Annotated in this window: 23 protein-coding genes; 15 read left to right on the top strand and 8 right to left on the bottom strand. The window is 69.0% G+C overall.

Annotated elements, in window-relative coordinates:
• Nucleotides 1–25 precede the first annotated feature (25 nt).
• The gene (locus tag NVS83_RS05660) at nucleotides 26–1,024 is read left to right on the top strand and encodes an MBL fold metallo-hydrolase (RefSeq protein ID WP_258738429.1); all 999 of its coding nucleotides are present in this window, start codon (nucleotides 26–28) and stop codon (nucleotides 1,022–1,024) included.
• 100 nt (nucleotides 1,025–1,124) lie between these two features.
• Nucleotides 1,125–1,385, top strand: a complete 261-nt coding sequence (locus NVS83_RS05655; RefSeq protein ID WP_258738428.1) for a DUF3297 family protein — start codon at nucleotides 1,125–1,127, stop codon at nucleotides 1,383–1,385.
• 68 nt (nucleotides 1,386–1,453) lie between these two features.
• Here NVS83_RS05655 and cutA read toward each other — a convergent pair whose 3' ends face one another.
• Nucleotides 1,454–1,762: a divalent-cation tolerance protein CutA gene (cutA, locus tag NVS83_RS05650; protein WP_258730429.1), complete on the bottom strand. Its 309-nt coding sequence runs from the start codon at nucleotides 1,760–1,762 to the stop codon at nucleotides 1,454–1,456.
• A gap of 59 nt (nucleotides 1,763–1,821) precedes the next feature.
• Between cutA and NVS83_RS05645 the strand changes: the two genes are divergently transcribed.
• Nucleotides 1,822–2,640, top strand: a complete 819-nt coding sequence (locus tag NVS83_RS05645) for an NAD kinase (protein ID WP_258738427.1) — start codon at nucleotides 1,822–1,824, stop codon at nucleotides 2,638–2,640.
• Nucleotides 2,641–2,674: 34 nt separating this feature from the next.
• On the opposite strand, the gene NVS83_RS05640 is transcribed toward NVS83_RS05645, so the two are convergent.
• Both NVS83_RS05640 and NVS83_RS05635 read right to left on the bottom strand, forming a co-directional pair.
• Entirely contained in the window at nucleotides 2,675–3,811 is a 1,137-nt protein-coding gene (locus NVS83_RS05640; RefSeq protein ID WP_258738426.1) for a DUF2336 domain-containing protein, read from the bottom strand.
• A gap of 103 nt (nucleotides 3,812–3,914) precedes the next feature.
• Entirely contained in the window at nucleotides 3,915–4,886 is a 972-nt protein-coding gene (locus NVS83_RS05635; protein ID WP_258738425.1) for an RgsD C-terminal domain-containing protein, read from the bottom strand.
• A gap of 238 nt (nucleotides 4,887–5,124) precedes the next feature.
• Here NVS83_RS05635 and NVS83_RS05630 point away from each other — a divergent pair, with 238 nt between their 5' ends.
• The 7 genes from NVS83_RS05630 to NVS83_RS05600 all read left to right on the top strand — a co-directional run bounded on the left by NVS83_RS05630 (nucleotide 5,125) and on the right by NVS83_RS05600 (nucleotide 14,934).
• On the top strand, nucleotides 5,125–5,724 hold the full coding sequence (locus tag NVS83_RS05630; protein WP_258738424.1) for a nitroreductase family protein: 600 nt from the start codon (nucleotides 5,125–5,127) through the stop codon (nucleotides 5,722–5,724).
• Nucleotides 5,725–5,727: 3 nt separating this feature from the next.
• Nucleotides 5,728–6,327 carry a flavin reductase family protein gene (locus NVS83_RS05625; RefSeq protein WP_258738423.1) on the top strand — a complete coding sequence of 200 codons (600 nt, stop codon included), beginning with the start codon at nucleotides 5,728–5,730 and terminating at the stop codon, nucleotides 6,325–6,327.
• A gap of 123 nt (nucleotides 6,328–6,450) precedes the next feature.
• Nucleotides 6,451–7,161, top strand: a complete 711-nt coding sequence (locus tag NVS83_RS05620) for a L,D-transpeptidase (protein ID WP_258738422.1) — start codon at nucleotides 6,451–6,453, stop codon at nucleotides 7,159–7,161.
• A 120-nt stretch (nucleotides 7,162–7,281) separates the two neighbouring features.
• Nucleotides 7,282–7,923, top strand: a complete 642-nt coding sequence (parA, locus tag NVS83_RS05615) for a ParA family partition ATPase (protein WP_258738421.1) — start codon at nucleotides 7,282–7,284, stop codon at nucleotides 7,921–7,923.
• 158 nt (nucleotides 7,924–8,081) lie between these two features.
• Nucleotides 8,082–8,372: a hypothetical protein gene (locus NVS83_RS05610; protein ID WP_258730437.1), complete on the top strand. Its 291-nt coding sequence runs from the start codon at nucleotides 8,082–8,084 to the stop codon at nucleotides 8,370–8,372.
• Nucleotides 8,373–8,689: 317 nt separating this feature from the next.
• A complete protein-coding gene (locus NVS83_RS05605; protein ID WP_258738420.1) occupies nucleotides 8,690–10,657 on the top strand; it encodes an autotransporter assembly complex protein TamA in 1,968 nt (655 codons plus the stop codon).
• Entirely contained in the window at nucleotides 10,657–14,934 is a 4,278-nt protein-coding gene (locus NVS83_RS05600; protein WP_258738419.1) for a translocation/assembly module TamB domain-containing protein, read from the top strand. The genes NVS83_RS05605 and NVS83_RS05600 overlap by 1 nt, the downstream gene beginning before the upstream one ends.
• Before the next feature lie 28 nt (nucleotides 14,935–14,962).
• On the opposite strand, the gene NVS83_RS05595 is transcribed toward NVS83_RS05600, so the two are convergent.
• A complete protein-coding gene (locus NVS83_RS05595; RefSeq protein ID WP_258738418.1) occupies nucleotides 14,963–15,778 on the bottom strand; it encodes an SDR family NAD(P)-dependent oxidoreductase in 816 nt (271 codons plus the stop codon).
• Nucleotides 15,779–15,967: 189 nt separating this feature from the next.
• On the opposite strand from NVS83_RS05595, the gene NVS83_RS05590 reads away from it, so the two are divergent.
• The 4 genes from NVS83_RS05590 (at nucleotide 15,968) to sseA (ending at nucleotide 20,120) form a co-directional block, all read left to right on the top strand.
• The gene (locus NVS83_RS05590) at nucleotides 15,968–17,416 is read left to right on the top strand and encodes a cryptochrome/photolyase family protein (RefSeq protein WP_258738417.1); all 1,449 of its coding nucleotides are present in this window, start codon (nucleotides 15,968–15,970) and stop codon (nucleotides 17,414–17,416) included.
• 77 nt (nucleotides 17,417–17,493) lie between these two features.
• Nucleotides 17,494–18,525, top strand: a complete 1,032-nt coding sequence (locus NVS83_RS05585; RefSeq protein WP_258730443.1) for a cysteine synthase A — start codon at nucleotides 17,494–17,496, stop codon at nucleotides 18,523–18,525.
• Complete coding sequence (locus tag NVS83_RS05580) at nucleotides 18,525–19,241, top strand: alanyl-tRNA editing protein (protein ID WP_258738416.1); 717 nt, start codon at nucleotides 18,525–18,527, stop codon at nucleotides 19,239–19,241. The genes NVS83_RS05585 and NVS83_RS05580 overlap by 1 nt, the downstream gene beginning before the upstream one ends.
• Before the next feature lie 30 nt (nucleotides 19,242–19,271).
• Nucleotides 19,272–20,120 carry a 3-mercaptopyruvate sulfurtransferase gene (gene sseA, locus NVS83_RS05575; RefSeq protein WP_258738415.1) on the top strand — a complete coding sequence of 283 codons (849 nt, stop codon included), beginning with the start codon at nucleotides 19,272–19,274 and terminating at the stop codon, nucleotides 20,118–20,120.
• A gap of 78 nt (nucleotides 20,121–20,198) precedes the next feature.
• Here the strand turns inward: sseA and NVS83_RS05570 are convergent, their stop codons facing one another.
• The 4 genes from NVS83_RS05570 to NVS83_RS05555 all read right to left on the bottom strand — a co-directional run bounded on the left by NVS83_RS05570 (nucleotide 20,199) and on the right by NVS83_RS05555 (nucleotide 24,754).
• Nucleotides 20,199–20,996: an amino acid ABC transporter ATP-binding protein gene (locus tag NVS83_RS05570; RefSeq protein ID WP_258738414.1), complete on the bottom strand. Its 798-nt coding sequence runs from the start codon at nucleotides 20,994–20,996 to the stop codon at nucleotides 20,199–20,201.
• A gap of 43 nt (nucleotides 20,997–21,039) precedes the next feature.
• Nucleotides 21,040–22,416, bottom strand: a complete 1,377-nt coding sequence (locus NVS83_RS05565; RefSeq protein WP_258738413.1) for an amino acid ABC transporter permease — start codon at nucleotides 22,414–22,416, stop codon at nucleotides 21,040–21,042.
• A 10-nt stretch (nucleotides 22,417–22,426) separates the two neighbouring features.
• On the bottom strand, nucleotides 22,427–23,617 hold the full coding sequence (locus tag NVS83_RS05560) for an amino acid ABC transporter permease (protein ID WP_258738412.1): 1,191 nt from the start codon (nucleotides 23,615–23,617) through the stop codon (nucleotides 22,427–22,429).
• Between the two features lie 114 nt (nucleotides 23,618–23,731).
• Entirely contained in the window at nucleotides 23,732–24,754 is a 1,023-nt protein-coding gene (locus tag NVS83_RS05555; RefSeq protein WP_258730449.1) for an amino acid ABC transporter substrate-binding protein, read from the bottom strand.
• Nucleotides 24,755–25,037: 283 nt separating this feature from the next.
• On the opposite strand from NVS83_RS05555, the gene metC reads away from it, so the two are divergent.
• On the top strand, nucleotides 25,038–26,228 hold the full coding sequence (gene metC, locus NVS83_RS05550) for a cystathionine beta-lyase (protein ID WP_258738411.1): 1,191 nt from the start codon (nucleotides 25,038–25,040) through the stop codon (nucleotides 26,226–26,228).
• Nucleotides 26,229–26,232: the final 4 nt, after the last annotated feature.

Genomic DNA, 26,232 nt, shown 5'->3' with positions numbered 1-26,232 from the left:
GGCTCTTGCAGCCATGGAGCCCGCAATGACGAACCTCTCCCGCCGCCACATCCTCGCCGGGGGCGCCGCCCTGCCGGCCCTTGCCGCCACGCTTCCGCTGGCCTCCGGCGTGCTCGCGCCGAGCCCGGCCGCGGCGCAGACCGGCTCCGGCCAGCAGGTGCCGGGCCTCTACCGCTACAAGGTCGGCGACATCGAGGTCACGGTGGCGAATGACGGCGCGCGCAGCTTCCCGCTCCCGGAGGGCTTCGTAAAGAACGCCAGCCGCGACGAGGTGAACGCGGCGCTGGAAGCTGCCTTCATGCCGAAGGACACGATGACGATCCAGTTCAACCCGCTGCTGCTGAGCACCGGCGGCAAGCTGGTGCTGATCGACACCGGCAACGGCCCGCAGGGCGGCAGCGCGCCGGTCGGCAAGCTGCCCGCCAACCTCGCCTGGGCCGGGGTGAAGCCGGCCGATATCGACACCGTGGTCATCTCCCATTTCCATGGCGACCACATCAACGGCCTGCGCGCCACCGACGGCGCCCTCGCCTTCCCCAATGCCGAGATCCTGGTCCCGGCGGCAGAGTGGTCCTACTGGATGGACGACGGCGAGATGAGCCGCGCGCCGGAAGGGCTGCAGGGCAACTTCAAGAACGCCCGCCGCATCTTCAAGGACATCGACAGCCGCGTCACCAGGTATGAATGGGACAAGGAGATCGCGCCCGGCCTCACCACGGTGGAAGCGGTCGGCCACACGCCCGGCCACACCGCCTTCGTGCTGGCGGACGGCGACGAGAAGCTCTTCATCCAGTCCGACACCACCAACCTGCCGGCGCTGTTCGCGGTGCATCCCGAATGGCAGGTGCAGTTCGACATGGACGGGCCGAAGGCGATCGAGACCCGCAAGCGCATCTACGACATGGTGGCGGCCGACCGGCTGCCGATCACCGGCTATCACTACACCTTCCCCGCCCTCGGCCATGTGCGCCGCAACGACGGCGGCTACGAGTTGGTACCGGCGATCTGGAACCCGGTGCTCTGAGGCGGCAAGTCTTCCTTTCCCGATCCCATCCGACCCGAACTTGGCAAGGTGCGGGGGCGCGGCTATGTCTCGCCTCCGCATAGCAGCCCCGAGGACGACCATGACCGACACCGTGCCCGGCACCTTGCCCGACCGCCTCTCCAGCGACCCGACCAGCCCGTTCTATGACGAGGAACTGCTCGCCCGCGGCGTCGGCATCCGCTTCAAGGGGGTCGAGAAGACCAATGTCGAGGAATATTGCGTCAGCGAGGGCTGGGTCCGGGTCGCCGTCGGCAAGGCGAAGGACCGCGCCGGCAACCCGATGACGGTGAAGCTCAAGGGCGCGGTCGAGCCCTATCTGCAGGACAAGCCGGAAGGCTGAACGGGCCAGGAACCGACGGTGCGGGCGGGCGGGCGGCCCGTTCGCACCGTCGCTTATTCGCCCGTCTCCTATTCGCCGGTTTCCTGCTCGATCCAGTCGAGATAGTCGGTGTCCCCGCCCGTGACGGGCAGGAACAGGATCGCCGGCATGTCGTAGGAATGGCGCGCCCGCACCGCCTGCGCCACCGCGTCGGCGAGGTCCTCTCGGGTCGCGAGGATCATCACCACCTCGTCCGCCCGCTCGATCTCGCCGCGCCAGCGATAGATCGAAACCATGCCCGGCATTATATTGACGCAGGCGGCCAGCCCGTCGGCGACGATGGCGCGACCGGCGGCTTCGGCCTCGACGGCGCTCGGCCAGGTCGTATAGACCATCATGGTGCCAAACTCGTCTTCCGGCGCCACCATATCCACCCCCCCTGCCCGGGCTCACATGCATGAACGACGTCGCCCGCCCCACCCCGGAATCACCCGCGGATGCTGACGCTGCGCCAGCATATGGCCGAATCGCCTTTGTCGCGAGCGAGGCACCGGACGCGCTCCACGCGCAGGCCCAGCTCGTCGCCCGCTACGGCAACATCGCGCCGGAGGATGCCGACATCGTCGTCGCGCTCGGCGGCGACGGCTTCATGCTGCAGAGCCTGCACCGCTTCCGCGATAGCGGCATCCCGATCTACGGCATGAACCGGGGCTCGGTCGGCTTCCTGATGAACTCGTTCCGCCAGGAGGACCTGCCCGAGCGCATCGCCGCCGCCCAGCGCGTCGTCATCCATCCGCTGATGATGGAAGCGACCGACGTGAACGGGCGCCAGCATCGCGCGCCCGCCATCAACGAGGTGTCGCTGATCCGCCAGTCCTACCAGGCGGCCAAGCTGCGCATTGCCATCGACGGCAAGGTGCGCATGGAGGAGCTGATCTGCGACGGCGTGCTGGTGGCCACCCCGGCCGGCTCCACCGCCTACAACCTCTCCGCCCAGGGGCCGATCTTGCCGATCGGCACGCCGCTGCTCGCGGTCACGCCGATCTCGGCCTTCCGGCCGCGGCGCTGGCGCGGCGCGCTGGTGCCGGACCGTGCGCGGGTCGACATCGCGGTGCTGGAATTCGAGAAGCGCCCGGTCAACGCCACGGCCGACCATTTCCAGGTGCTGAACGTGGTGGCGGTGCGGGCCAAGCTCGACAATGCCTCCTCGATGACCATGCTGGTCGATCGGGATCATTCGATCGAGGAGCGCATCCTGCGCGAGCAGTTCGGCTGAGGCCGAACCGCCGCCCTCGGAGAACGTGCCGCGGTCAGGCCGCGAGTTCGCGCTGCTCCCGGCGCTCGCGGGCGTCGCGCACGGCATTTTCCTTCCAGCGCTCCAGCACGCCGACCAGCTTGTTATCGGTCTCGCCCTGCGATGCGTAGCGGTCGAGCACCGTGTCGACAATGCGCCGCTTGAGGCCGGCCTCCTCCTCGTCCGCCTCGTCGACATAGTCCTCGCGCTGCAGCACCTCGAGCGCGGTGCGGAAGGCGAGATAGGCGCCGGCGGGCAGGCCGATCCGGTTGTAGAGCACGCGGAACGCGTCGCCCGAACGGTCCGCCGCGAGCGCCGCGATGCGGTCGGTCGGCAGGCCGGAGAGCACCGAGACGGTCTCGAGGAACATCCGCACCTGCCCCGAGAGCAGGGAGCGCAGCGCCAGCGCGGGCGTGAGCTCGCCCTGGCTTTTCAGGATCTCGACCAGCGCGCGCACATCGGCACCCTCGCGGCCGGCGGTCTCGACCGCTGCGCTGTCGCAGGCCTCGCGCACGACGCGGGCGGCGACGTCGGGCTCGAGCCACTGGCGCTGGGCGACGAAGCTGGACAGCGTTCCCGCCACCGCGCGGATGACGGCCTGATGCGCCGCCGCCGGCAGGTCCGGACGCGCCAGCAGCGCCTCGCGGATGGTACCGACATGGCCGTGCCGCACCACGATGCGCCCGAGCGCGAAACCGGGAATGTCGGCCGAGACATTGCGCACCAGCGCGAGGCAGGCTTCGGCGTGGCCGGTCTCGGCGAGCGCGGCGGCGACCGGGGCCGGCAGGCCCTCGCGCGAGGCGATGGCGGCCTGGCGCACCGCGTCGCCGCTCTCGCAGAACTCGATCAGTTCGCGCGTATTCAGCACCGGGGAGTGGGTGAGCATCACCTGCCCCGCCTCGCCGTCGAGCTCGGCCAGCGTCAGCACGATGTCGACGGGCACCAGCGGGTGGCGGCTCAGCGCGCTCGCCAGAGCGAGCCGGACGTCGGGTGAGGGATCGGCGGCCAGCAGCGGCAGCGCGGTCTCCAGCGCGGCACGGTCCGCGGCACCGAGATCGGCGCTCGTATAGGCGCGCGCGAGAGCGGAGATCGCCTTGGCCCGCGCCGCGTCCGGCGCCGTCCGGGCCCACAGCAGAAACTGACGCACGATCATCTCAATGCCCTCCGTCTCTAGGGGAGAGGCAATGATGAAGGCGCCTTGATTAAGAAAGCGTTGACCATAATACCGCCGGCCCTCGAGGGCGCCGGCGGGCCCGTCAGTCGCCCGATCCCTCGGTCAGGTCGGGCGGTGCGGCCTGCTCGCCGACGACCACCTCGATCGGGCCGTCCTTGCCGGCCTCGACGTTGAAGTCCTTGCTGTAGGTCTTGCCCTCGTAGCGGGCGACGGCGGTGTATTCGCCCTCGGCCAACGCGAGGGTCGGCGTCGAGCCGATCGATTCCTTGATGGCATCGCCGCCGGGGCTGAGCACCGACCACTGGGTGCCCGGCAGCGGCTCCTGTCCGGCGGCGTTCACCAGCCGAAGCGTCACCTCCGCCGCGCGGTGGTGCAGCGTCGCCTCGGCCACCTTGCCGGCGACGACCGAGACGTCGACCTGGATGGTGGCGTTGCCGTCGCCATAGGTGGAGACGACGTAGTAATTGCCGGCCGGCAGCACGACCAGATCGCCCGAATTGGCGCCGCGGAAGAACGGGCGGCTCGACGCCCGCCCCTGCAGGAAGCTGCCCTCGTAGATGTCGTAGGTCACCTTCTGCGCCGGGATCGGCTTGTCGGCGACGTCGCTCTCCAGCCGGATCGCGCCGGCCCTGAGGATGAGCTGCTCGCGGCGCGATTCCTGCCCGACCACGATGCGCCGGGCGACGCTCGCCAGCCCGTAGGAGACGTGCACCACGTAGCCGCCCGGCGAGAGGAAGAACACCGGCGCCGGCTCGGCCGCCTCCGCCACCAGCGGATAGGCGCCGGAAGCCTCGGCGCGGTCGGCGAAGACGCGCCAGACCAGCCCGCGCGGGATCAGCGGCTCCTTGTCGCCGAAGCGCGCGCTCATGCCGATGGCGGCCTTTCCGGGCGGCGGCTGCGGCAGGATCGTGTGCGGGTCGCCATGGGCCGGCGTGCCGGCGGCAGCGGGAGGCACCAGCGGCGGCGCCATGCGGTTGGTGGGCGAGATCGGCTCGTCGCCGACGAAGGGCAGCGCCTTCGGGGCCCCGTTCTGGGCCGGCGCGCCCTGCGCCATTGCCGGCATCGTCCCCATGACGACGACTGCCGCAAGGGCAATCCGCAGGGCGGTAAACGCCGGAGCTGGACGGAAGGCGGGGCGATGGCGGGCGGGCTGGACCATGTGGCACTGGTGACCGCAAACGGCGGCAAATTCAAGTCATCTAGAGCCCTCATCCGCATGGCCCGGCTGCGATGCGCGCTGTTGGTCAGTGGCCGCCCGGCGTGCTACCGGCTAGGGTAGAAGGATGCTCTCCATGACCGCTGCACCTGCCGCCTCCCCCCACGCCCCGACGAACGCCACCCTCTCCCTCCTCAAGACCCGCAAGAGCCCGAAGGTGCTCGACATGGCCGGCCCCGGGCCGACGCCGGACGAGGTCGACGAGCTGCTCGCCATCGCCTCGCGCGTGCCCGACCACGGCAAGCTCACGCCCTGGCGCTTCATCGTGTTCGAGGGCGAGGCGCGCGAGCGCGCGGGCGTGGCCATCGCCAAGGTCTTCCTCGCGGACAATCCCGATGCCGATGCCGACCGCGTCGCCATCGAGCGCAGCCGCCTCACCCACGCGCCGGTGGTGATCGCGGTCGTCTCGAAGGCCGGTCCGCATGTGAAGATTCCCGAGTGGGAGCAGACCCTCTCGGGTGCCGCCGCCGCGACCCTGCTGGTGGTCGGCGCCCATGCGCTCGGCTATTCCGCCACCTGGCTCACCCAATGGTTCAGCTACGACGCGCGGGTGCGCGGCGCGCTGGGGCTGGCGGAGGACGAGCGCTTCATCGGCTTCGTGCATATCGGCACCCCGGCGCACCCGCCGGAGGATCGCCCCCGCCCCGCTCTCGCCGACATCGTCACGAGGTTCTGATCCATGTTCTACGAGCCCGCCCGCCGCAATCACGGACTGCCGCACGACCCGCTCAAGGCCCTTGTCGCCCCGCGCCCGATCGGCTGGATCTCGACGCTGGCGGAGGACGGAACCGCCAACCTCGCCCCCTACTCCTTCTTCAACTTGGTAAGCGAGAATCCGAGCATCGTCATGTTCTCCAGCGCCGGCATCAAGGATTCGGCGCGCAACGCCATCGCCAGCGGCGAGTTCGTCTGCAACCTCGCGACGCTGGAGCTGATCAAGCAGGTCAACCTGTCCTCGAAGCCCATTCCCCCGGACCAGAGCGAGTTCGAGCTCACCGGCCTCGCCACCGCGCCCTCGCGCATGGTCAAGCCGCCGCGCGTCGCCGCCACGCCCTGCGCGCTGGAATGCGTGGTGACCGAGACGCTGGAGGCCAGGGACCGGCACGGTGCCGCCTCCGGGCGCCACCTGATCTTCGGCGAGATCGTCGGTGTCCACCTCGACGAAGCCTTCATCGAGGACGGCCTGGTGCGCACCGACCGGCTCCACGCCCTCGCCCGCTGCGGCTATTTCGACTTCGCCTGGGTCGAGGAGCTGCGCTCCCTGCCGCGGCCGGCCTGACCGCGTCCGCGGCGCCCGCCGACCACACCTGCCCGCCCGTGTCCGCCTCACGCGTCTGGCAACAACTTATTCACCATAAGCGCATTAATATGTGCCAAGTTGATCGCTGGAGGGTTGCGGATCATGAAAAGTTTCGATCGTCGCGCTGTGCTCGGCTTCTCGCTCGCCGGAGCCGCGATGGCGCTTGGCGGATGCCAGAGGACCACGACCGCCGGCGCGCCGCTGGAGCCGATTTCCTCGGTGTCGAGCTATGCGAGCATGGGCAACACCGCCGACCATTACGGCGAGGTGTCTGACCGCTTCACGATCGCCGCCTTCGACACATCGTCCATCAACCCGGTCTATCTGCGCCACGAGGTGCCCTACACCACCAGCCAGCCGCCGGGCACCATCGTCATCGATCCGCGCGAGCACTTCCTCTACTACGTGCAGCCCGGCGGGCGGGCGATCCGCTACGGCGTTGGCGTCGGCAAGGAAGGCTTCGGCTGGTCGGGCACCGCGACCATCAATTCCAAGCAGGAATGGCCGGATTGGTATCCGCCCAAGGAAATGATCGCGCGCCGGCCCGACATCAAGCCGCAGCTCTCCCAGCTTCAGAGCGGCATCGGCGTGCCGGGCGGCCTGTCCAACCCGCTCGGCGCCCGCGCCATGTATCTGTGGCAGAACGGCAAGGACACGCTCTACCGCATCCACGGCACGCTGGAGCCCACCACCATCGGCACCAACGTCTCCTCCGGCTGCATCCGCATGATCAACCAGGACGCCATCGACCTCTACAGCCGGGTCGCGGTGGGCACCAAGGTGGTCGTGCTCGGCTCGCGCGCCGGCGTCTGACGCCGGGAGCCTGACCCGGCGGGGGCTATCCCGCCGGCCGTCGGCAGGGCCGCCCTCCGCGAATAATCGTTGCCGCCCGCCCGCTGCAGTGCAAACCTGCGCCGGCGGGGGGCCAGACCGATGAGCGGCCGAATCATCACCATCGCCCAGCAGAAGGGCGGCTCGGGAAAGACGACGCTGGCCGCGCATCTGGCCGTCGCCCTCGCGCGCGGCGGCGGGCGCGTGGTGCTGGTGGACTGCGACCCCCAGGGCAGCCTCGGCGAGTGGTTCGAGGCGCGCGAGCAGACGCTCGGCGAGGACGGTACCGGCCTTTCCTTCCGCACCGCCAGCGGCTGGGGCGCCCGGCGCGAGGCCCGCGCCCTCGGCCGCGACTACGACTTCGTCGTCATCGACACCCCGCCCAAATCCGACATCGAATCCCGTCCGGCGATCGAGGCCGCCAGCCTCGTCGCGGTGCCGGTGCAGCCGACCCCCATCGACCTGTGGGCGACCCAGCCGACGCTGGAGATGATCGCCAAGGAGGGCATTCCCAGCCTCCTCGTCATCAACCGCGCGCTGGCGCGGGTAGCGCTCACGCAGGAGATCACCGAGGCGATCCGCGCGCTCGGCCACCCGGCCGCCGTCACCCGCCTCGGCAACCGCGTCGCCTTCGCCGCCAGCATGGGCGACGGGCTGACGGTGATGGAGACCGCGCCCGGCAGCAAGGGCGCGGACGAGGTCGACGCCCTGGCGCAGGAGATCCGCGCGCAGATCGCCGACTGACCGCCCTCCTGATCCCCCTTCCGATCCCCACCACGGCCGATTCCATGGCCTGCCCGTGCGGCTTCCGGGGAACCTCTCCCGTCCCAACCCGTTGTTCCAGCAACACGCGCCGCTGTGGCAGCCTGATTGCCCCGGCGCTCAGAGAAGGGAGACGTGACATGAAGAAGCTCATCATCGCCGCTGCCGCCGCGGGCACGCTGGGTCTTTCCGCCGCCGCCGCCAATGCCGACGTGATCGTCGACAGCTATGGCAATCCGGTCGTGGTCGAACGCCAGATGGTGCCGCAGCACGCCCCGGTCATCATCGAGGGCCGCAACGTCGCGGTGCCGCAGCAGGGCCCGACGGGCACCTATTATCGCGGTTACCCGAATCCGGTGCCGGATTGGTACCGCCCGGGCGTCGAGCCCTATATCGGCAAGCAGATCGAGCAGGACCACAAGGGCGGCTGACGCTGAGGTCCCTCGCGAGAATATCGTCTCCGCTTCGTCGGAGATCGTGACCTTCGAAAGGCGCGGACGGCAACGTCCGCGCCTTTTTTCGCTGATATCCAGGCCCGTGACCGGTTGACCCAGCGACGGTATCGCGGCAATCAGCTTCTATAATTAGGTTTGGAAAGTGAAAATTCATTGCCGTGGCGATAGGTTCGCGGCTTCATCGTGTCTTCGTGCTGCGGCGTGCGAGGCGCCGGTTCGAACCTGACGTCGGATGAAGAGTATTGAAGGGTGGCGTAGCTAGGGTCCTGGGGGGAATGAGACGCGCTCCGTGCGTGCTCCTTGCGCTCGCCTTCGCCACGCTCGCCGCCCCGCACCCGGCACGCGCCCAGACCTCGACCCAGACAGCCACCGAGACGGACGTCGAGAAGAAGACGGAGCCGGGTCTTTTCAATGACTTGGCGAATCTTTTTAATCCACAGCGCCTTGCCGATGCCGGCCCGCCGCCGGCCGACGCCACGCCCTATACGGTCAAGATCGAGGTCCATGGCGACAGCGACCTGCGCAAGCAGGTGGAAGCGGCCTCCAATCTCGAAACGCTGAAGGCGCGTCCTCCCTCGGGGGCGGCCGGGTTGGTCCGCCGGGCCCTGGCCGACCAGCGCGACATCAACGCCGCGCTCTACTCGGCCGGCTATTACGCCGGTACGGTGCGCATCCTTATCGCGGGCAACGCGCCCGACGCGCCGAACATCTTCGAGATCGTCGAGGCCGCCCGCAAGCGCGGCCCGGTGCCGGTGATGGTCGACGTCCAGCCCGGCGCGCTGTTCCATTTCGGCACCGTCCGCGTGCTCGACGCTTCGAGCGGACGCCCGCTCGCCGACGGCCCGACGCTGAACGAGCTGCGCCTGCGCCCCGGCGAGCCGGCACTCGCGACCGAGGTGGTGCGCTCCGAGGGCATCATCGTCGACTACTACCGGCTGCATGCGCGCCCCTTCGCGCGCGTCGTCTCGCGCGATGTGGTCGCCGACCACGCCACGCACACGCTCGACGTGACGCTGAAGGTCGATCCCGGCCCGCACGCGGCCTTCGGGCGCTTCACCGTCTCCGGCGCGGACTTCCTCACCCCAGGCTTCGTCGAGCAGCGGATCGAGATCCCGCCCGGCACGCCCTATTCGTCGGACGCGCTGAACCGGCTCCGGCGGCGCCTGCTGACCTATGAGTCCATCGGCAGCGTGCGCATCAACGAGGCCTCGAAGCTCGACCCGGACGGCACCCTGCCGATCGAGATCGTCGTCTCGCCGCGCAAGCCCCGCTATTTCGGCTTCTCCGCCTCCTATTCCTCGACCGACGGCTCGCTGATCGACGTCTATTGGGGTCACCGCAACCTGTTTGGCGGTGGCGAGACGCTGCGCCTCGACGCGCAGGCCTCCTGGTTCGGCGAGCAGCCCGAGGCGGTTCCCGACGCCGACCCGTTCGGCTACAAGATCTCGGCGTCCTTCATGAAGCCGGGCATCTACACCGCGCAGGACGACCTGCTGGCGGACGCGGCGGTGCTGCGCGAGGTGACCAACGCCTATGTGCGCGAGGCCGTGACCTTCGTCGCCGGCGTGCGCCACCGCTTCAACGACCAGCTCAGCCTGCAGGTGAGCCTCGACCTCGAGCAGTCGCAGGTGGAGGACACCACCGGCACGCACGACTACAGCATCGTCGGCGTCCCGTTCTATCTGAAGTACGACACCACCGACAGCGAGCTCGACCCCTCGCGCGGCATCCGCTTCTCCGGCACGGCGGAGCCCTACGCCTATCTCGGCGACGCGGGCGCGGGGCCGACCATGGTGGATGTGGCGTTCTCCACCTACCACGCCTTCGACGAGGAGAAGCGCTTCATCCTCGCCGGGCGGGTGGCCGGCGGCAGCGTCATCGGCGCCAACGACATCTACGACGTCCCGCCGCAACGCCGCTTCTATGTCGGCGGCGGCGGCTCGGTGCGCGGCTACGACTACCAGTCGATCAGCCCGCGCAACGAGGACGGCATCATCATCGGCGGTCTCAGCTATTTCGAGGCCTCGGCGGAAGCGCGCATCCGTGTCACCGACACGATCGGCATCGTGCCGTTCTTCGACATGGGCGCGGCCTTCTCGTCGGCCACACCGGACTTTGATGGGCTGAAATATTCCGCGGGCATCGGCCTGCGTTACTATACGGCGGTCGGCCCGCTGCGGCTCGACCTCGCCTTCCCGATCAATCCGGGGCCCGATGACGGCGATTTCGGGCTCTATGTCAGCTTGGGGCAGGCTTTCTGATGAAGCGAATCCTGAAGGTCCTCGGCATCACCCTGCTCGCCCTCGTGGGCGTGGTGCTGCTCGCCTTCGGCGCGATCCAGACCCCGCCGGGCAAGGCGATGCTGGCGCGCCTCGGCTCCTCGCTCGCCTCTTCGGAGGGGCTGAAGGTCGGCATCAGCGACATTCGCGGCTTCGTGCCCTTCGACATGAGCGTCGGGCGCATCGAGGCCGCCGATGCCAAGGGCACCTTCGCCGAGATCGACAATCTACGCCTCGCCTGGCGCCCGCTGGAGCTGCTGCGGCGCACGCTCGACGTCACGCGCCTCCAGGCCGACGCGCTGAAGCTCGCGCGCCTGCCCGATCTGCCGCCCGCCGCGCCCTCGGAGAGCACGGACGGCACCTCCTTCGCGCTGCCGGTGCGGGTCGCGCGGCTCGCCATCGGCGACATCGACATCGCCGAGCCGGTGCTCGGCCACGCCGCGCGCCTGTCCTTCGAGGCCTCGGCCGACGTCGCCTCGCTGGCGCGCGGCCTGTCGCTCGACTTCGACCTCAAGCGGCTCGACGAGCCGGGCAGCGTCAAGGGCCGCGCCGCCTATGCGCCGGAGACCAGCCGGCTCGAGCTCGACATCGCCGCCAGCGAGCCCGCCGGCGGCCTGATCGCCCGCGCCGCCGGCCTCGACGGCCTGCCCGAGATCGCGGCGACGCTGAAGGGCGCCGGCCCGCTGGACAACTGGGATGGCCGCCTCACCCTGAAGGCCGGCGACGTCGCCGAGGCAGGCGGGGTCGCGGGCATCCGCGCCGTGGGCGACGCCCACCGCATCACCTTCGCGCTCGACGCCGACATCGCGCGGCTGCTGCCCGGCGACATCGCCCCGCTGTTCGAGGGCCGCACGGAGCTTTCCGGCGCCGCCACGATTGATCCGAACCAGACGGTCGCGCTGGAGAAGGTGAGCGCGCGCGCCGCCGGTTTCGGGGCCGCGCTCAACGGCACGATCAGCCCGGCGCGCGTGTTCGACCTCGCCTTCGACGTCACCGTGGGCGACGCCGCCCGCTTCTCCGCCCTCGCGCCCGGCGTGAGCTGGCAGAGCATGCGGCTCAACGGCACGCTGAAGGGGACGCAGGCCGCCCCCGCGCTGAACGCCAGCCTCGCCGCCGCCGGCCTTTCGGGCATGGGCTACGGCGCCTCGACGCTCGACGCCACCTTCGCCACCACGCCCGGCACTGGCGGCACCCTCGCCGTCACCGCCAAGGGCACCGCCGGCGGGCTGAGCGCGGAGGACCCGCAGGTCGCCGGTGCACTCGGCACCAGCGGCGATTTCAGCCTCTCGGCCACCGTTCCCTCGGGCCCGGATTTCGCCAATGCCGTCCTCACCGACGTCGCGCTGCGCCTCAGCGCGCTGACGGCCCGCTTCGACGGGCGGGCGGACGCGCAGACCATCGCCGGCAAGCTCAATGTCGAGCGGCTCGATCTCGCCGCCTTCGGCCCGCTCGCCGGCCGTCCGCTGGCGGGCGTCGCCACGCTTGACGCGGATGTGGACGGCACCACCGACCTCAGCCGGCTGTCGCTCACCGTGAAGGGCAGTGCCGACAAGCTTGCCACCGGCCTCGCCCAGCTCGACGGGCTGATCGGCGGCGGGCTCAGCATCGACGGCGCGCTCGCCCGCAACGGCGAGAACGCGATCTCCGTCAACGAGCTGAAGGTGAATGCGCAGGGCCTCGCCCTCGTCCTCGACGGGCGGGTCGCGACCGACCTCGCCGACCTCAAGGCCAAGCTCACGCTCGACAACCTGGCCCGCCTCGATCCGCGCGTCTCCGGCGCGCTCGACGCCGACGCCGCCTTCTCCGGTACGCTGGAGAATCTCGGCGTGACGGCGAAGATCTCGATCCCGGACGGCCGGGCGATGGACCGCCCGATCAAGGACCTCGCCCTCGACGTGACCGCCACCGACCTGACCGGCAAGGTCGGCGGGCGCTTCCAGCTTTCGGGCGACGTGGCGGGCAAGCCCGCGACCGGCGCCGGCAGCCTCGAGACGCTCGCCGACGAGACGCGCCGCCTCACCGGCCTCGACATCGCCATCGGCTCGGTAACCGCGCGCGGTGACGTAGCGCTGGCGCCGAGCAATCTCGTCACCGGCACGCTCGCGGTGAAGGCGGGCAACCTCGCCGACATCTCGGCACTGACGCTCACCGAGGCGTCGGGGCGGCTCGACGCCGATGTGACGCTCGACGCGGCGGACGGGCGCCAACGCGTCGCCGTGAAGGCCGACGCCGCCGATGTGCGTTTCGCCGGCCAGCGCGTGGGCACGGCGAAGATCGACGCTACCGTCGTCGATCCCGCCCGTGTGCCGCTGATCAACGGCACGGTGGACCTCGCCGCCGTGGACGTCTCGGGTGTGGTGATCGAAAGCGCCAAACTCAACGCCAAGGGCAGCACGGCCGGCACCGACCTGACCCTCGACGCGCAGGCGCAGGGCGTGCGGCTCAGCACCGCCGGCCGGCTCGACCCGCTCGACAATAACGGCGCGCGGCTGCGCCTCGACACGCTGAACGCGACGCGCGGCAAGGTCACGATCCGCACCACCCAGCCCGTCACCTTCACGGTCGCCGACGGCTCGGTCAGCATCGACAAGCTGGCGCTGACCGCCGGCAGCGGCAGCGCCACGGTCTCGGGCAAGGCGGGGCAGACGCTCGACCTGTCGGTCGACATCCGCGCCCTGCCGCTTTCGCTCGCCGACATGGCGGTGCCCGGCCTCGGCCTTACCGGCACGCTGGCCGCCACGGCGCGCGTGACCGGCACGGCTAGCGCGCCGACCGGCAACTACCAGGTTACGGTCTCCCGGCTCAGCAGCCCGGACATCGCCAATGCGGGCGCCGGCCCGTTCGACATCGCCGCCAACGGCAATCTGGCCAATGGCCGCGCCAGCATCACCTCCACCATCAGCGGGCGCAATCTGCGCGGCGTCACCGTGAACGGCTCAGTGCCGATCGCGGGCGGCAATCTCGACCTCGCCATCCGTGGGGCCATCGATCTCGCCATCATCAACCCGCTGCTCGGCACCACCGGCGCGCGCCTGACCGGCAACGCCAATATCGACGCCACGCTGCGCGGCACCGCCGCCGCCCCGAGCGCAGGTGGCACGGTGCGCATCAGCGGCGGGCGCTTCGACGACGCGGTCAACGGCGTGTCGCTCGACCGCATCGAGGCGGTGATCACCGGCACCGAGCGCTCGGTCACCCTCACCTCCTTTTCCGCCCGCACCTCCAATGGCGGCACGGTGACCGGGCGCGGCAATGTCGCGCTCGATCCCGCCGCCGGCCTGCCGGGCAAGATCGACCTCACCCTCAGCAACGCGGCGCTGGTCAACAGTGACCTGATGCGCCTCGTCGCCGAGGGGCCGCTCAGCGTCGAGGGTGCGTTCCTGCGCGACCCGCGCATCACCGGCCGCATCACGCTGCGCGCGCTCGACATCAGCATCCCGGACCGCTTCCCCGGCGGCGTGCAGGACCTCGACGTGCGTCACGTCAACGCCAGCCAGAGGTACCGGCAGGCGCATCCGGCACGCCCGTCGGAGGCGACCGCCAGCGGCCCGAGCAGCGGCGGCATGCCGCTCGACCTCGTCATCGCCGCGCCCAACAACACCGTGTTCGTGCGCGGCATGGGCGTCGACGCCCAGCTCGGCGGCGAGCTGCGCCTCACCGGCACCAGCCACGCGCCGGTGACCAACGGCGCGTTCGAGATGCGCCGCGGCACCTTCGAGCTCGGCTCGCGCCGGCTCACCTTCACCCGCGGGCGCATCACCTTCACCGGCAACACCGACCCCGAGCTCGATTTCGTGGCCGAGACCACGGCGCAGGACATCACCGCCCGCGTGCTCATCTCCGGGCCGGCCTCGCAGCCCGACATCACCTTCACCTCGACCCCCACCCTGCCGCAGGACGAGGTGCTTTCGCGGCTGCTGTTCGGGCGCAATGCCGGCGCGCTCAACGCCAGCCAGGCGATCCAGCTCGCGCAGATCGTCGCCCAGTTCTCCGGCGGCGGCACCGTGCTCGACAGCGTGCGGCGCTCGCTCGGGGTCGACAATCTCGACGTCGGCGCCGACTCGACCGGCAAGGGCGGACAGGTCGGCCTTGGCCGCCGGCTGAACGACAACATCTATCTCGGCGTGCGCCAGGGCACCTCGTCGAATTCGAGCCGCGTGACGGTCGACATCGACGTCACCCGCAACATCAAGCTGCAGGGCGCGACCAGCGCCAGCGGCGCGGCCGAGGTCGGCATCGGCGCCCAGTGGGACTACTGAGCGCCGCACCGGCCACCGGTTGGCGCGGCTATTCGGCCGCCTCGGCCTTCAGCCCGTAGCGCGCCGCCGCGTGATCGCGCGACAGATCCGGCAGCATCGCCATGCGGGCGGCGACCAGCGCGTCCCAGGCACCGGCATCCGGCAGCGAGGGGATGGTGATCACCTCCCCCATCTCGAGCCCGGCGAGGGCGGCGGCGACCAGCTCGTCCACCTCCATCATCATCTCCGGCGGATAGGACGCGATATCGAGCCCCGAACGGTCGAAGAACTCGGTGCGGGTGAGCCCCGGCAGAACCGCCTGAATCCGCACCGGGCCGTCCTTCAGCTCGTTGTGCAGCGATTGAGTAAGCGCGAGCACGTAAGCCTTGGTCGCGCTGTAGGCACCGAGAAGGTTCTCCGGCATCAGCGCCACCACCGAGGCGATATTGACCAGCGTGCCGCGCCCGCGGGCTGCGAAGGCATTGGCCGCCGCCACCGCCAGCCGGCTCAGCGCCACCACGTTGAGCTGGACCATGGCGTCGATCTTGCCGACATCGGCGCCAATCACCGGGCCTTCCGTGCCGGCTCCGGCATTGTTGACCAGCAGGGTGATGGCCGGGTCGCCGGCGATGCGATCCGCGAGCGCGGTGACGTCCGCCGCGCTTTCGAGATCGGCCACCAGCACCTCGAAGCTGCGGCCCGGCGAAGCGGTTGCGAGTTCGCCCGACAGCGCCTCCAGCCGCCCGCGATTGCGGGCGACGAGGACGAGGTCGTAGCCCTTGCGCGCGAGCTGGGTGGCGTAGCTGCGGCCGATTCCGGACGAGGCGCCGGTGACGACGGCGGTTCCAAGTGACTGGGAATTCATGAGGATCTCCAATGTTCGACGGGCGGCATGCCCAAGATGTTTTTTACATTATCATCATCATATAAAAATTGCCAATGGGGCCAGCCCTTCTCGGTCGGAGGGCACGAACTATCTGCTGCCGGGCGGCGTGATCCGCGCCAGGATCCTGATCGTAAAAGCGGTCTCGTCCGCTTCCACAGAAGGTGCGCGATGAACGCTCCCGCCGCTCGCCCCGCCCTGGTCTGGCTCCGCGACGACCAGAGGCTTGCCGACAATCCCGCCCTCGACGCCGCGCGGGCCAGCGCCCGCCCGCTGGTGCTGCTCCATGTGCTGGAAGAAGGCCCGGACATCCGCCCGCCCGGCGGCGCGGCGCGCTGGTGGCTCGGCCGTTCGCTCGCGGCCCTCGCACGCGACCTCGCCCGGCACGGCGGCACGCTGACGCTGCGCCGCGGCGATGCGCGCGAGATCCTGCCCGCGCTCGTGCGCGAGACGGGTGCCGGCGCGGTTTACTGGAACCGGCGCTATGACGGCGCCGGGGTCGCGACCGACACGACGCTGAAGGCCGCCCTTCGCGACGAGGGCATCCAGACCGAGAGCTTCAGCGCCACCCTGCTGCACGAGCCCTGGACGGTGCTGACCCGTGAGGACGGCCCCTATCGCGTCTTCACGCCGTTCTACCGCGCCGCCCGCAGCCGCGAGGTGCGCCAGCCGCTCGCCGCGAGCCATGCCCGCTGGCCCTGGGCCGAGCCCCCCGCCGGCGACAGGCTGGAGGACTGGCGGCTCGAGCCTCAGGCGCCGGACTGGGCCGGCGGGCTGCGCGCCGCCTGGACACCCGGCGAGGCCGGCGCCCGCGCCGCGCTGGAACGCTTTCTGGAAGACGGAATCGACGGCTATGCCGCCGGCCGCGACCGGCCCGACCGCGAGAATACCTCGCGGCTCTCGCCCTATCTGCGCGCCGGCAACATCTCGCCGCACCAGATACGCGCAGCGGTCCTGCATGCGGAGGCGAGCGGCGAGGCGCGGCCCGCCGATGTCGAGAAGTTCCTCAGCGAGCTCTACTGGCGCGAATTCTCCTACCACCTGCTGTTTCACAATCCGGACCTCGCGACGCGCAACTTCAACGCCCGCTTCGACGGTTTCGCCTGGCAGCGCGACGCCGCATTCGAGCGCGCCTGGCAGCGCGGCCTCACCGGCTTTCCGATCGTCGATGCCGGCATGCGCCAACTCTGGCAGACGGGCTGGATGCACAATCGCGTGCGCATGATCGCCGCCTCGCTGCTCATCAAGCAGGGGCTGGTGGACTGGCGGCGGGGCGAGGAATGGTTCTGGGACACGCTGGTCGACGCCGATCCGGCCAACAACCCCGCGAGCTGGCAGTGGGTCGCCGGCAGCGGGGCCGACGCCGCGCCCTATTTCCGCATCTTCAATCCGGTGCTGCAGGGCGAGAAGTTCGACCCGGACGGCGCCTATATCCGCCGCTTCGTGCCCGAGATCGCGGCTCTTCCCGCAAAGGTGATCCACAAGCCGTGGCAGGCTCCGGAAGAGGTGCTGCACAAGGCGGGAATCGTCCTCGGCGAGACCTATCCGCGCCCGGCGCTCGATCTCGACACCGCCCGCCGCCGCGCGCTCGAGCGTTTCCAGCGGCTGGGCAAGGATTGAGGACAGGCGGCGGTTGCCGATCCCCACCGGCGCGACTAACGTCGTGAATCCTTTAAAACGCCACGCGTCGTATTCTCATGAACATCAAGAACGGCCTTGTCGAGGCCATCGGCAACACGCCGCTCATCAAGCTCCAGCGCGCCTCCGAGATGACGGGCTGCACCATTCTCGGTAAGGCCGAGTTCCTCAATCCCGGTCAATCTGTGAAGGACCGCGCCGCCCTGTACATCATCCAGGACGCGGTCGCGCGCGGGACGCTGCGGCCGGGTGGCGTCGTCGTCGAGGGCACGGCGGGCAATACCGGCATCGGCCTCGCGCTGGTCGGCAATGCGCTCGGCTTCCGCTCGGTGATCGTCATTCCCGAGACCCAGAGCCAGGAAAAGAAGGACATGCTGCGGCTCGCCGGCGCCACGCTGGTGGAAGTGCCCGCGGTCGCCTACGCCAATCCCAACAACTATGTGAAGGTCTCCGGCCGCCTCGCCGAGGCGCTCGCCAAGACCGAGCCGAACGGGGCGATCTGGGCCAACCAGTTCGACAACGTTGCCAACCGGCAGGCCCATGTCGAAACCACCGGCCCGGAGATCTGGGACCAGACCGAGGGCGAGGTCGCCGGCTTCGTCGCGGCGGTGGGTACCGGCGGCACGCTGGCGGGCACGGCGATGGCGCTGAAGGAGCGCAACGCCCACATCAAGATCGCGCTCGCCGACCCGTTCGGCGCCGCGCTCTACAGCTACTACACGACCGGCGAGCTGAAGTCGGAGGGCTCCTCCATCACCGAGGGCATCGGCCAGGGACGCATCACCGAGAACCTCAAGGACGCGCCTATCGACCTCGCCTACCGCATCCCGGACTCGGAAGCGGTGCAGATCGTGTTCGACCTCCTCGAGCATGAGGGCCTGTGCCTCGGCGGCTCGTCCGGCATCAACGTCGCCGGCGCGATCCACCTCGCCAAGGAGCTCGGGCCCGGCCACACCATCGTGACCGTGCTTTGCGACTACGGCACCCGCTACCAATCCAAGCTCTTCAACCCCACCTTCCTGCGTGAGAAGGGCCTGCCCGTGCCGGGCTGGCTGGAGCGCAAGATCGAGCTGCCGAACGTTCTGGTGTGATGACGACCACTCTCCTGTTCCGCGACGACGCCTATCTCGCCGAGACCCCGGCCACCGTGGTCAAAGTGACGCCGGAGGGCGGCATCGTTCTCGACCGCACGGTGTTCTACGCCACCGCCGGCGGCCAGCCGGGCGACCGCGGCGTGCTGGTGCGCGCGGATGGGGCTGAGATCGCCATCTCCACCGCCGTCTACGGGCCGGACAAGGCGGAGGTGATCCACGTGCCCGCCTCCGCCGACGCCGAGCGGCCCGAGGCCGGCGAGGGCGTGACGCTGCGGCTCGACTGGCCGACCCGCCACAAACGCATGCGCATGCACACGGCGCTGCATCTTCTCTCCGTCGCCCTGCCCTACCCGGTGACGGGCGGCTCGATCGGCGAGGAGGAGAGCCGGCTCGACTTCGACATCCGCGAGGCCGGGCTCGACAAGGACGAGATCACCGCCCGGGTCAACGAGATGATCGCCACCGGCGCGCAGGTGAGCGAGCGCTGGATCAGCGACGAGGAGCTCATCGCCAATCCCGGCCTCGTCAAGACCATGTCGGTCAAGCCGCCCATGGGCACGGGGCGGGTGCGCCTCGTCGAGATCGCGGGGCTGGACCTGCAGCCCTGCGGCGGCACCCATGTGCGAAGCCTGGCCGAAATCGGGCCGGTGCAGGTCACCAAGATTGAAAAGAAGGGCCAGCAGAACCGCCGCGTGCGGCTGGCCTGGGCGTGAGCCTCACGCCCGAAACCCTGGAGTTCCACCATGTCCAGTGACAGTCACTTTGTCTCCACCGAATGGCTGGCCGCCCATCTGGGCGCACCGAACCTCGTCATCGTCGACGGTTCGTGGCACCTGCCGGCGTCGGGCCGGAAACCGCATGACGAGTACCGTCAGGCGCATATTCCCGGCGCGGTGTTCTTCGACATCGAAGCCATCGCCGATGCGGCGAGCCCGCTGCCACACATGCTGCCGTCGGAGATCGCCTTCTCGGCGGCGATGGAATCGCTCGGCATCGGCCGGCTGATGAAGATCGTCGTCTACGACACCGAGGGCCTGTTCTCGGCGCCGCGCGTGTGGTGGACGCTGCGCGCCTTCGGCGCCATCGACGTCGTCATCCTCGATGGCGGCTTCCCGAAATGGCAGGCCGAGGGGCACCCGGTCGAGAGCGGCGACGTCAAGCACCTGCCATCGCATTTCGAGGCCAAGCTCGACCGCGCGTGGGTCGCCAGCATGGACGACGTGGCGAAGGCGATCGCCGGCGGCACCGCCCAGGTGCTCGACGCGCGCTCGCCCGACCGTTTCCGCGGCGACACGCCCGAGCTGCGCCCCGGCGTGCGCGCCGGCCATATTCCCGGTTCGCGCAACGTGCCGGCCTCGAAGATGGTGAAGGACGGGCATCTCGTCGATCCGCAGACGGTCCGCGCCGCGGTGGCGGCGGCGGGCATCGATCCCGGCCTGCCGATGATCACGAGCTGCGGCTCCGGCGTGACGGCCGCCATATTGTGGCTGGCGCTGGAGAGCATCGGCGCCCAGCCCAAGGCGCTCTATGACGGCTCCTGGACCGAATGGGGCTCGTCCACCAAGCCGGTCGCCACCGGCCCGGTCTTCTGACGCGCCTTCCCCGCCCCTGACGAAAACGGCCGGCCGCGCTCGCGGGCCGGCCGTTTGCTTGTCGGCGCCGCGCCCCGCTCAGTGCAGGATCTGGCTGAGGAACAGCTTGGTGCGCTCGTGCTGCGGGTTGGAGAAGAACGCCTCGGGCTCGTTCATCTCGATGATCTGGCCGGCATCCATGAAGATGACTCGGTTCGCGACCTGACGGGCGAAGCCCATCTCGTGGGTCACGCACAGCATGGTCATGCCCTCCTCGGCGAGGCTGACCATGGTCTCCAGCACCTCCTTCACCATCTCGGGGTCGAGCGCGGAGGTCGGCTCGTCGAACAGCATGATCTTCGGCTTCATGCAAAGCGCGCGGGCGATGGCGACGCGCTGCTGCTGGCCGCCGGAGAGCTGGCCGGGATACTTGTTCGCCTGCTCGGGGATCTTCACCTTGGTGAGGAAGTGCATCGCCAGCTCCTCCGCGTCCTTCTTGGGCATCTTGCGGACCCAGATCGGCGCCAGCGTGCAGTTCTCGAGGATGGTGAGGTGCGGGAACAGGTTGAAGTGCTGGAAGCACATGCCGACCTCGCGCCGGATCTCGTCGATCCGCTTGAGATCGTCGGTCAGCTCGATGCCGTCGACCACGATGGTCCCCTGCTGGTGCTCCTCGAGCCGGTTGATGCAGCGGATCATGGTCGACTTGCCGGAGCCCGACGGCCCGCAGATGACGATGCGCTCGCCGCGCTTCACCTTGAGGTTGATGTCCTTCAGGACATGGAACTCGCCGTACCATTTGTGGACGCCGACCAGCTCGACCGCGACCTCGTGGCCTGGGGCCGTATGCACCGCGTGCAGCTCGTCGTCCGGCACGATGGAGTGGGATTCGCTCATTGGACAGGTTCTCCGTCGTTTAACGCCAGAGGCGTGGTCGGCGTCAGTGCCGGTGGGAGGTGTTCAGCCGCCGCTCCACGAAGAGCGAGTAGCGTGACATGCCGAAGCAGAAGAAGAAATAGATCAGGCCGGCAAAGGCGAAGCCCGTATAGAGCGTCACCGGGCTGGCCCAGTTCGGGTCGGTGAAGGAGGCGCGAAGCTGGCCCAGGAAGTCGAAGATCGACACGATGAGCACCAGCGTCGTGTCCTTGAACAGGCTGATGAAGCTGTTCACGATGCCCGGGATCACCAGCGTCAGCGCCTGCGGCAGGATGATGAGGCGCATCATCTGGCTCCAGGTGAGGCCCATCGCCATGGCGCCCTCATACTGACCCTTGGGGATGGCCTGGAGCCCGCCGCGCACCACCTCGGCCATGTAGGCGGCCGAGAACAGCGCCACGCCGACCAGCGCGCGCAGCAGCCCGTCCGGGTTGGCGCCCGCCGGCAGGAACAGCGGCAGCATGTAGGTGGCGAAGAACAGCACCGTGATCAGCGGCACGCCGCGCCAGAACTCGATGAACACGATGGACAGCAGCCGCACGATCGGCATGGTCGAGCGGCGCCCCAGCGCGAGCGCGATGCCGAGCGGCAGCGAGGCCACGATGCCGGTGACCGCGATCACCAGCGTCACCAGCAGCCCGCCCCACTGGCGCGTCTCCACGTAAGGGAGGCCGAAATCGATGTCCCAGATCAGCACCAGCATGCCGAAGGCAGCGAACACCATCAGCGTGTTTCGGGCCGCCGAGGGCGCGCTGCCCCCGATCACGCCGATCACCGCGCCGACCAGCAGCGCCACCGCGATCGCTGTCAGGATGTAGTCCACCCAGAAGGCGATGTTGATCCCGGCGATGGTGACGTCGCCGACGATCAGGTGGATCAGCCCGAAGCGCTCGAACAGGAAGGCCGAGGCGTCGATGTTGCCGCCCGTCAGCAGCACGAAGGCGACGATCGGGAAGGCGACGAAGAACAGCAGCGCGTTCAGGCGCTTCATCGGCCAGCTCGGCACCAGCAGCGGCACCAGCAGAAGCGCGCCGAGGGCGAAGACGACGTTCGGGCGCCAGCGCTCCTCGATCGGGTAGAAGCCGTAGATGAGCTGCCCGAACTTGGCGCCGATGAAGGGCCAGCACGCGCCGACGTCCGGCCCGAGGCAGGCCTCGCGGCTGTCGCCGGTCCATACCGCGTCGATCACCATGAAGCGGAGGAGCGGCGGCACGATCAGGAGGAACAGGCCGACGCCCACGATGGTGAGGATGGTGTTCAGCACGCTCGAGAACAGGTTCTCGCGCATCCAGCCGATGACGCCGATATTGCGCACCGGCGGCGGCAGGGGGGTCTCCATCTCCGCGCGGATGAAGGTTCCGTCGTCGAATGTCAGGCTCATCGCCGCCCCCTCACCGTTCCACGAGCGCGACGCGCTTGTTGTAGGCGTTCATGATGATCGAGGTGATGATCGACAGCAGCAGGTAGACGCCCATGGTGATGGCGATGATCTCGATCGCCTGCCCGGTCTGGTTCAGCGCCGTGCCGGCGAACACCGCGACGAGGTCGGGATAGCCGATGCCGACCGCCAGCGAGGAGTTCTTGGTCAGGTTCAGGTACTGGCTGGTCAAAGGCGGGATGATCACCCGCATCGCCTGGGGAATGACAACGAGGCGCAGCGTCTGGCCGTTGCGCAGGCCCAGCGAATGCGCGGCTTCGGTCTGGCCGTGGCTCACCGCCTGGATGCCCGCGCGCACGTTCTCCGCGATGAACGCCGCCGTGTAGGTCGCCAGCGCCACGGTCAGCGCCACGAATTCGGGAATGATGCGGATGCCGCCGGCGAAGTTGAAGCCCTTCAATTCGGGATGGTCGAAGCTGATCGGGAAGCCGGTGACGATCAGCGCCACCAGCGGCAGCCCGATCAGGATCGCGAGCCCGATCCGCAGCATCGGCATGCGCTGGCCGGTCTCCTCCTGGCGCGCACGCGACCAGTAGTTGATCAATACGACGGCAAGTATCGCGGCACCGGTCGCCCACACCACGAGGCCGGAGCCCTCGCCGAATACCGGGCGGGGCGCGAAGATGCCGCGATTGGAGAGGAAGAACTCGCCGAACACGCTGATGCTCTGGCGCGGCCCCGGAAGGGCGCTGAGCACGGCGAGGTACCAGAACAGGATCTGGAACAGCGGCGGCAGGTTGCGCAGGATCTCGACATAGACGGTCGAGAGCGCGCGGACCACGAAGTTCTTGGAAAGTCGCCCGACGCCGACCATGAAGCCGATGATGGTGGCGAGGAAGATGCCGACGACGGCGACGAGGATGGTGTTGAGCAGGCCCACCACGAAGGCGCGGCCATAGGTCGAGGTCTCGGTATAGGGGATCAGGGTCTGGTTGATGCCGAAGCCGGCGGTGTTCTCGAGAAAGCCGAAGCCGGTGGCGATCTTCTGGTCGGCGAGGTTCTCGCGCGCATTGTCGATGAACATCCACCCGAGCACGACCACGACGATCAGGGCGATCACCTGAAGGCCGATGCTGCGCACCTTCGGGTCGTTGATGAATAGCGTCTTTGATTGCCCTTCGCCGGGCATGGCCATATCCGACATGGTCCCCCTTCGCCTCTTTGCGAGGCCAGATCATTGCCCGGGGCCGGACTTGGCGCCAGCTTGGCCGGGAAAGGCGGGCCCCCGGTATAACCAGGGGCCCGTTTCATCGAAACGTCAGCGGATCGGCATGCCGTACTGGATGCCGCCCTTGGTCCACAGCGCGTTGACGCCGCGCGGCAGCTTCAGGGGGGTGTCGGGACCGACGTTGCGGTCATACATCTCGCCGTAATTGCCCACGCTCTTGATGATGTTGTAGGCCCAGGCGTTGTCGATACCCATGCCCTCGCCGTACTTGCCCTCGAGGCCGAGCAGGCGGCGGATCTCGGGATTGGTCGCGGACTTGAGCTGGTCGTCGACGTTCTTGGAGCTCACGCCGAGCTCCTCGGCGTCGATCTGGGCGTAGAGCACCCACTTCACGATGTCGAACCACTGGTCGTCGCCATGCGAGACCACCGGGCCGAGCGGCTCCTTGGAGATGATCTCCGGCAGCACGATGTGGTCGTCCGGGTTGGTGAGCTTGAGACGCTCGCCGGCGAGGCCGGAACGGTCGGTCGTCAGCACGTCGCAGCGGCCCGCGTCATAGGCCTTGACCACCTCGTCATTGGTGGCGAAGGCGATGACCTCGTAGGTCATGTTGTTGGCGCGGAAGAAGTCGGCGAGGTTCTGCTCGGTGGTGGTGCCGGTCTGGGTGCAGACCGAGGCGCCGGAGAGCTCGAGGGCCGAGTTCACCTTCTTGTCCTTGCGGATCATGAAGCCCTGGCCGTCATAATAGGTGACGCCCGCGAAGTTCAGGCCCAGCGAGGTGTCGCGGGTGATGGTCCAGGTCGTGTTGCGCGAGAGGATGTCGATATCGCCCGACTGCAGCGCGGTGAAGCGGTCCTTCGCCGACAGCGGCGTGAACTTCACCTTGTCAGGGTCGCCGAAGACCGCCGCGGAGACCGCGCGGCAGAAATCCACGTCGAGGCCCGTCCAATGTCCCTGGTCGTCCGGGCTCGAGAAGCCCGGAAGGCCCTGGCTGACGCCACACTGGACGAAGCCCTTGGACTTCACCTGTTCCAGCTTGGTGGCCGCCTGAGCGCTCACGGCCGCGAGGCCGAACGCACCCGCAAGGGCGAACGTGGAGAGGAGGCGTTTCATGTTTCTAGCCTTCTTTCTTCGGTTTTGACGGAGGCATCAGGTCCAACGGGCGCACCTGACGCTAGCGAAAGTCGAAGCAATTCGTGTGCCGGTCGGCGCATCATTTTCCGCAGGCGCCATCCGTCATTCGTCCAACAGAGCGCAGAGAGACGCTCGTCCTGGCCTGCCGCAGCGGACCTAACGTCATGAGAACGCCGTATTTATGCTTGGTCAAGCGCTTGACGATACTTCGCGGGAAAGACTCAATGGCGTTTCAGTAGCAGACAAAGGACAGCGAGAGGGCATGGCCAAGCAGGCAAGAACCAAGAATTCACCGGCCTATGCCGTCGAAACGGAACTGGTCATCGGCGGTCGCGATCCCCAACACTCCTACGGCTTTGTGAACGTGCCCGTCGTGCGCGGCTCGACCGTGCTCTCGCCGACCGTCGCCGACCTCGAGGGACATACCGGCCGCTACGCATACGGCCGGCGCGGCAACCCGACCACGGAAGGGCTGGAAGAGGCGCTGACGCGGCTCGAGGGTGGCGAGGGCGTGGTGCTGGCGCCGTCAGGGCTCTCCGCGGTCAGCCTCGCCCTGCTCTCGGTGCTCGACAGCGGCGACCATTTGCTGATGGTCGACACCGCCTATCAGCCGACCCGGCGCGTCTGCAACATGACGCTCAAGCGCTTCGGCATCGAGACCACCTTTTACGATCCGCTGGCCGGCGGCGACATCGCCGCGCTGTTCCGCCCCAACACCCGCGCGATCTTCATGGAATCGCCGGGCTCGCAGTCGTTCGAGATACAGGACGTTCCCGCCATCACGGCCGCCGCCGCCGAGCGCGGCATCTTCACGCTGATGGACAACACCTGGGCGACGCCGCTGTTCTTCCGGCCGCACGATGTCGGCGTGGACATCTCCATCCATGCCGGCACCAAGTATCTCGGCGGGCATTCGGACCTGAACATCGGCACCGTCTCCGGCAATGCCCGCACCTTCGGGCGGATCAAGGGTACCCATGGCGACCTCGGCATCACGGTGGCGCCGGAGGACGCGTTCCTCACCGCGCGCGGCATGCGCACGCTCGGCGTGCGGCTCGCCCGGCACCAGCAGTCCGGCCTCGCCATCGCCCGCTGGCTGGCCGAGCGGCCGGAGGTGCTGCGCGTGCTCCATCCGGGCCTGCCGAGCGACCCCGGCCATGCGCTGTGGAAGCGCGACTACACCGGAGCCTCGGGGCTGTTCAGCTTCATCCTCAAGCCGGTTCCGAAGGCGGCGGTGGACGGCTTCCTCGACGAGTTGCAACTCTTCGGGCTCGGCTTCAGCTGGGGCGGGTTCGAGAGCCTCGCCATCCCGTTCGACTGCTCGGCCTACCGCACGGCGACGCGCTGGCAGCCCGGCGGGCCGGCCATCCGCGTGCATGTCGGGCTGGAGGACACGCACGACCTTATCGCCGACCTGACGCGCGGCTTCGCCCGCCTCGCCTCGCTGAGCTGAGCGA

The sequence above is a fragment of the Ancylobacter mangrovi genome, from assembly GCF_024752335.1.
GTDB classification, from domain to species: Bacteria; Pseudomonadota; Alphaproteobacteria; order Rhizobiales; family Xanthobacteraceae; genus Ancylobacter; species Ancylobacter mangrovi.
This window is presented reverse-complemented; position numbering and strand designations above follow the sequence as displayed.

What these genes read in the sequence shown, in the direction of transcription:
- NVS83_RS05585 (WP_258730443.1), top strand. Translation starts at nt 17,494, where the DNA reads ATGAACATCAAGAACGGCCTTGTCGAGGCCATCGGCAACACGCCGCTC.
- metC (WP_258738411.1), top strand. Translation starts at nt 25,038, where the DNA reads ATGGCCAAGCAGGCAAGAACCAAGAATTCACCGGCCTATGCCGTCGAA.
- NVS83_RS05635 (WP_258738425.1), bottom strand. Translation starts at nt 4,886, where the DNA reads ATGGCGCAGGGCGCGCCGGCCCAGAACGGGGCCCCGAAGGCGCTGCCC.
- NVS83_RS05595 (WP_258738418.1), bottom strand. Translation starts at nt 15,778, where the DNA reads ATGAATTCCCAGTCACTTGGAACCGCCGTCGTCACCGGCGCCTCGTCC.
- parA (WP_258738421.1), top strand. Translation starts at nt 7,282, where the DNA reads ATGAGCGGCCGAATCATCACCATCGCCCAGCAGAAGGGCGGCTCGGGA.
- NVS83_RS05610 (WP_258730437.1), top strand. Translation starts at nt 8,082, where the DNA reads ATGAAGAAGCTCATCATCGCCGCTGCCGCCGCGGGCACGCTGGGTCTT.
- NVS83_RS05580 (WP_258738416.1), top strand. Translation starts at nt 18,525, where the DNA reads ATGACGACCACTCTCCTGTTCCGCGACGACGCCTATCTCGCCGAGACC.
- NVS83_RS05570 (WP_258738414.1), bottom strand. Translation starts at nt 20,996, where the DNA reads ATGAGCGAATCCCACTCCATCGTGCCGGACGACGAGCTGCACGCGGTG.
- NVS83_RS05590 (WP_258738417.1), top strand. Translation starts at nt 15,968, where the DNA reads ATGAACGCTCCCGCCGCTCGCCCCGCCCTGGTCTGGCTCCGCGACGAC.
- NVS83_RS05565 (WP_258738413.1), bottom strand. Translation starts at nt 22,416, where the DNA reads ATGAGCCTGACATTCGACGACGGAACCTTCATCCGCGCGGAGATGGAG.
- NVS83_RS05555 (WP_258730449.1), bottom strand. Translation starts at nt 24,754, where the DNA reads ATGAAACGCCTCCTCTCCACGTTCGCCCTTGCGGGTGCGTTCGGCCTC.
- NVS83_RS05600 (WP_258738419.1), top strand. Translation starts at nt 10,657, where the DNA reads ATGAAGCGAATCCTGAAGGTCCTCGGCATCACCCTGCTCGCCCTCGTG.
- cutA (WP_258730429.1), bottom strand. Translation starts at nt 1,762, where the DNA reads ATGATGGTCTATACGACCTGGCCGAGCGCCGTCGAGGCCGAAGCCGCC.
- NVS83_RS05640 (WP_258738426.1), bottom strand. Translation starts at nt 3,811, where the DNA reads ATGATCGTGCGTCAGTTTCTGCTGTGGGCCCGGACGGCGCCGGACGCG.
- sseA (WP_258738415.1), top strand. Translation starts at nt 19,272, where the DNA reads ATGTCCAGTGACAGTCACTTTGTCTCCACCGAATGGCTGGCCGCCCAT.
- NVS83_RS05620 (WP_258738422.1), top strand. Translation starts at nt 6,451, where the DNA reads ATGAAAAGTTTCGATCGTCGCGCTGTGCTCGGCTTCTCGCTCGCCGGA.
- NVS83_RS05660 (WP_258738429.1), top strand. Translation starts at nt 26, where the DNA reads ATGACGAACCTCTCCCGCCGCCACATCCTCGCCGGGGGCGCCGCCCTG.
- NVS83_RS05630 (WP_258738424.1), top strand. Translation starts at nt 5,125, where the DNA reads ATGACCGCTGCACCTGCCGCCTCCCCCCACGCCCCGACGAACGCCACC.
- NVS83_RS05655 (WP_258738428.1), top strand. Translation starts at nt 1,125, where the DNA reads ATGACCGACACCGTGCCCGGCACCTTGCCCGACCGCCTCTCCAGCGAC.
- NVS83_RS05625 (WP_258738423.1), top strand. Translation starts at nt 5,728, where the DNA reads ATGTTCTACGAGCCCGCCCGCCGCAATCACGGACTGCCGCACGACCCG.
- NVS83_RS05645 (WP_258738427.1), top strand. Translation starts at nt 1,822, where the DNA reads ATGAACGACGTCGCCCGCCCCACCCCGGAATCACCCGCGGATGCTGAC.
- NVS83_RS05560 (WP_258738412.1), bottom strand. Translation starts at nt 23,617, where the DNA reads ATGTCGGATATGGCCATGCCCGGCGAAGGGCAATCAAAGACGCTATTC.